Below are 4,250 nucleotides of genomic sequence, written 5' to 3'. Positions count from 1 at the left end.
GACTGACCCGCCGGCCCGCCCGATGGGACAGGCCGGCGGGCTGGCGGGCGAGCAGGCTGGTGGGCCGGCGGCCCGGCCGTGAGCGGCCTCAGCGGGCCGCGATGTCCCCGCGCTCCTCGCGGCGGCGGCGCAGCGCCGACTCGTCCTTGCCGACGATCGCCAGCAGCACGATCGCGAGGACGACGCACACGAGGATGAGGACGAAGGTGACGTCCCAGCCGAACGCGTGCACGGAGGCGCCGATGCCCGTGGAGGCGAGCGTCGCGCCGAGCACGTAGCCGAACAGGCCCGTGAACCCGGCCGCGGTGCCGGCGACCTTGCGGGGGCTGAGGTCCAGCGCCTGCAGGCCGATGAGCATGACCGGGCCGTAGATCAGGCCGCCGATGAGGACGAGGGCGGCGAGCGAGATCCAGAGCGGGCCGTCGACGGGCGAGAGCCAGTAGATGGCGACGGCCACGCCGACCGCGGCCATGAACAGGATCCCCGTGGGCGAGCGCCGCCCGCGGAACACCTTGTCGCTGATGTACCCGCAGAGGAGCGTGCCGGGGATGCCCGCGAGCTCGAACAGCGAGAACCCGGCGATGCCCTCGCCGAGGCTGGCCCCGCGCACGTCGGCCAGGTAGATCGGCGCCCAGACGAGCACGCCGTAGCGGAGCGTGTAGACGAAGACGTTCGCGAGCGCCAGGTTCACCATGGTCCGGTTGCCGATGACGTAGCGGCGGATGGTCGACCAGGTCGACGCGCCCTCGTCGGCTGCGTCGGTCTCGACGGGCGCCGGGTCGTGGCGGTGCTCCTCGATGGGCGGCAGGCCCTCCGACTCGGGGGTGTCGCGGAGGAGCACGAAGGCGATCAGCGCGATGACGATGCAGACGAGCGCCGGGAACCAGAACGCGCTCTGCCAGGTGCCGAAGGTCGCGATCGCGAGTCCCGCGAGGCCGCCCGCGCCGGCGCCGCCGACGTTGTGGGCGACGTTCCAGATGGCGGTCTTCCCGCCGCGCTCCGAGGTGGAGAACCAGTGCACGAGGGTGCGGCCGGACGGCGGCCAGCCCATCCCCTGGAAGAAGCCGTTCACGATCATGACGACGGCGAACAGCGCCACGGAGGCGCCGACGGCCGGCACGAACGCCACCACCAGGTTCGCGAGCGCCGACAGGAGCAGGCCGATGGGCAGGAACCAGCGAGCGCTGCTGCGGTCGCTGACGATGGCGCTCAGGAACTTGCTGAAGCCGTACGCGAGCAGCACGCCGTTGGTGAGGATCCCGAGGCCGAGGGCGCTGAAGCCGTTCTCGTCGCGGAGGATCGTGGCCACCAGGGGCACGTTGTTGCGGATGAGGTAGTAGGCCGCGTAGCCGATGAAGATGCCCATGAACACCTGCAGGCGGAGCCGCGGGTAGCGCCGCGCGACGGTGGCGTCGTCCAGCCGCGGTGCGGGCGGCGGGGCCGCCATGAAGGAGAGGAGACCGCGCCGCATGGCGTCCCCGTCGGTGCGCGTGCGCTCGCTCGTGCTCATGCTGTGCCTCCTGTGGGTCACCTCGGCGTGACGGAGGACCACTCAACTCCCTTCCCAGACGATCGACTAGGGGGAGGGCGGATCCGGCGCGCCGGTCCCGCTCAGAAGCCGCCGCGCTGCGACATCGGGGAGAGCACCAGCTCGTCGATCCGCACGTGCGGCGGCGACGCGAGCACGAACATCGCCGCGCGGGCCACGTCGTCGGGCGTGAGCATCGCGGCGCGCTCGGCGGCGTCCGGCACGGTGGGGCGCAGCGCCAGGAAGTCGCTGTCGATGGTGCCCGGGCAGAGGTGCGTGGCGCGGATCCCCGCGCCCGCCTCCTGCGCGTTGAGGTCGCGCACGAGCGTCGAGAGCGCCGTCTTCGAGGCGCTGTAGGCCACCCCGGCGCCCGGCGAGTGGGTCCACGCGGCGTACGAGGAGACGAGCACGACCGTGCCGCCGGCGACGCGCAGGAGCGGCAGCGCGGCGGCGACCTGGTGCGCGGGTCCGGTGAGGTTGGTCGCGACGATGCGGTCGAAGTCGGCGAGGTCCTGCTCGGCCCACGACCGGCGCGGGGCGTTGAGGCCGGCCGCCACGACGACCCCGTCGAGCCGGTCGAGGCCCGCGATCACGGCGGCGAGCGCGGCGTCGTCGGTGACGTCGAGCGGGGCGACGACCGCGGTGGACCCGAGGTCGTCCACGAGCGCGCGCGTCTCCTCGAGCGGTTCGAGGCGGCGGCCCGAGAGCACGAGGTGCCAGCCGTCGCGGGCCGCGGCGACGGCGGTGGCGCGTCCGACGCCGGATCCCGCGCCGCTCACCCACAGGGTCCGCGGGCCGCCCGCCCCCTCCCCCGATGCATCGACGTCGCGGTGGTCGTGCTGGTCGTTCATCCGTGCTCCGGACATGGCGGTCTCCCCTACGTTGAGGGAAACGCTATTAGGACTGTGGGGAACACGCATGCTCATCGACCTCCACGACAGGGTCGTCGTCGTCTCCGGTGCCGCGCAGGGCATCGGCCGCGCGCTCGCGGAGCGCTTCCTGGCCGAGGGGTGCCGGGTCTTCGGGCTCGACCTCCGCTTCGGGGACGAGCTCCCCGACGGGATCACGGGGATCGTCGCCGACGTCACCGACCCGGCGTCCGTGCAGGCGGCGGTCGCCGAGGTGCTCGCGGCCGCGGGCCGCATCGACGTGCTCGTCAACAACGCGGGCATCAACGTCGAGGGGCGGGTCGAGACGCTGGAGCCCGCGCGCTGGCAGGCCGCGTTCGACGTGAACGTGGGCGGCGTGTTCCTGCTGTCCCAGGCCGTCATCCCCGCCATGAAGGCGGCGGGAGGCGGGCGCATCATCAACGCGGCGTCGTTCGCGGCCGTCGTCCCGAGCGTCGGCGCGGCCGCGTACGGCGCGTCGAAGGCCGCGGTCGTGCAGTTCACGCGCGTGCTCGCGAGCGAGCTGGGGCCGTGGGGCATCACCGTCAACGCGTACGCGCCGGGCATGATCCCGACGGCCATGAACGGCTTCGCCGAGATGCCGGAGCCCGCGCAGGACCGCCTGCTCGACACCCTCAGCATCCGCCGGTGGGAGCGGCCCGACGACGTGGCCGACCTGCTGGTGTTCCTCGCGAGCGACCGGGCCGGCTACATCACCGGCACCCTCGTGGACGTGAGCGGCGGCAAGCTCGCCACGCAGATGCCGCAGCGCGCCTACGAGGGCGAGGGCGCTCCCGTGCGCGGGCCGCGCGACGGCGCCGCGACCGGCGCGTCTGACGCCGCCGGCACGCCCGGCCCGGCCGCGGGCGGCGCCCGATGACCGTCACCGTCTGGGAGGCGCAGCCGCTCGATGCCGTCCGCTCCGAGCACGCGGAGGCGCCGCTCTGGGACCCGGCGCGCGGGACGCTGCTGTGGGCGGACCAGTACCTCGGGATTCTGCGCGAGGCCGAGTTCGATCCCGTGTCCCTCACGGTGGGTCCGGTCACGGAGACGCAGGTCGGCGGCCCCCTCGGCGCGGTCGTCCGGCACGCGGACGGCGGCCACGTGCTCGCCGCGCGCGACGGCTTCGTCCGCCTCACGGCGGACGGCGAGCTGATCCCGATGGCGGACGTCCTCCCGGCCGACGGCATCCGCCGCCGCATGAACGACGGCGAGGTGGATCCGCGCGGCCGCCTCTGGGCCGGGTCCATGGCCTTCGACAAGACGCCCGGCGCGGGCGCGCTGTACCTGCTCGACCGCGGCGTCGCGACGACCGTCCTCGAGGGCGTCACCATCTCGAACGGCACGGCCTTCTCGGCCGACGGGTCGGAGATGCTCTACATCGACACCACCACCCAGCAGGTGCGCCGCTTCCGCGTGACCGACGAGGGCGGCCTCGCGGATCCCGAGGTGGTGGTCGAGATCGACCCCGCCGACGGCCACCCGGACGGCATGTGCGTCGACGACGAGGGCTTCCTCTGGGTCGCGCTCTGGGGCGGCGGCGAGGTGCGCCGCTACTCCCCGACCGGCGAGCACGTCGGCTCGGTGCGCGTGGACGCACCCCAGGTCTCCAGCTGCGCGTTCGTCGGGCCCGACCGCGACGTGCTCGTGATCACGACCTCGCAGGAGGGCTACTCGGCGGAGGACTCGGCGCGCCACCCGCGCGCGGGGATGCTGTTCGCGGTGCGGCCGGGCGTCACGGGGCCAGCCGCCGCCGCCTACGCGTAGGCGGTCGCCGAGGCCGAGTCGACGAACGCGGCGCCGCGTCCGGCCCGACGGGCGGCCGCGCGCACGAG

Annotated in this window: 4 protein-coding genes; 2 read left to right on the top strand and 2 right to left on the bottom strand. The window is 74.1% G+C overall.

Translation table 11 applies throughout. From position 1 onward, the window contains the following. Positions 1 to 88: 88 nt before the first annotated feature. Together Q6969_RS13540 and Q6969_RS13535 are read right to left on the bottom strand one after the other, a co-directional pair. Positions 89 to 1,510 carry an MFS transporter gene (locus Q6969_RS13540; protein ID WP_317230908.1) on the bottom strand — a complete coding sequence of 474 codons (1,422 nt, stop codon included), beginning with the start codon at positions 1,508 to 1,510 and terminating at the stop codon, positions 89 to 91. Positions 1,511 to 1,611: 101 nt separating this feature from the next. After that, complete coding sequence (locus tag Q6969_RS13535) at positions 1,612 to 2,394, bottom strand: SDR family oxidoreductase (protein WP_317230907.1); 783 nt, start codon at positions 2,392 to 2,394, stop codon at positions 1,612 to 1,614. 52 nt (positions 2,395 to 2,446) lie between these two features. On the opposite strand from Q6969_RS13535, the gene Q6969_RS13530 reads away from it, so the two are divergent. After that, the gene (locus Q6969_RS13530) at positions 2,447 to 3,295 is read left to right on the top strand and encodes an SDR family NAD(P)-dependent oxidoreductase (protein ID WP_317230906.1); all 849 of its coding nucleotides are present in this window, start codon (positions 2,447 to 2,449) and stop codon (positions 3,293 to 3,295) included. After that, the gene (locus Q6969_RS13525; protein WP_317230905.1) at positions 3,292 to 4,182 is read left to right on the top strand and encodes an SMP-30/gluconolactonase/LRE family protein; all 891 of its coding nucleotides are present in this window, start codon (positions 3,292 to 3,294) and stop codon (positions 4,180 to 4,182) included. Before Q6969_RS13530 ends, Q6969_RS13525 begins: the two co-directional genes overlap by 4 nt. The last annotated feature ends 68 nt before the right edge of the window (positions 4,183 to 4,250 follow it).

It is taken from the genome of Clavibacter sp. MX14-G9D (assembly GCF_032917815.1).
Lineage (GTDB): Bacteria > Actinomycetota > Actinomycetes > Actinomycetales > Microbacteriaceae > Clavibacter > Clavibacter michiganensis_K.
This window is presented reverse-complemented; position numbering and strand designations above follow the sequence as displayed.

Excerpts from the sequence above, each read along its gene's own strand:
- Q6969_RS13525 (WP_317230905.1), top strand. The coding sequence starts at position 3,292 with ATGACCGTCACCGTCTGGGAGGCGCAGCCGCTCGATGCCGTCCGCTCC.
- Q6969_RS13535 (WP_317230907.1), bottom strand. The coding sequence starts at position 2,394 with ATGTCCGGAGCACGGATGAACGACCAGCACGACCACCGCGACGTCGAT.
- Q6969_RS13540 (WP_317230908.1), bottom strand. The coding sequence starts at position 1,510 with ATGAGCACGAGCGAGCGCACGCGCACCGACGGGGACGCCATGCGGCGC.
- Q6969_RS13530 (WP_317230906.1), top strand. The coding sequence starts at position 2,447 with ATGCTCATCGACCTCCACGACAGGGTCGTCGTCGTCTCCGGTGCCGCG.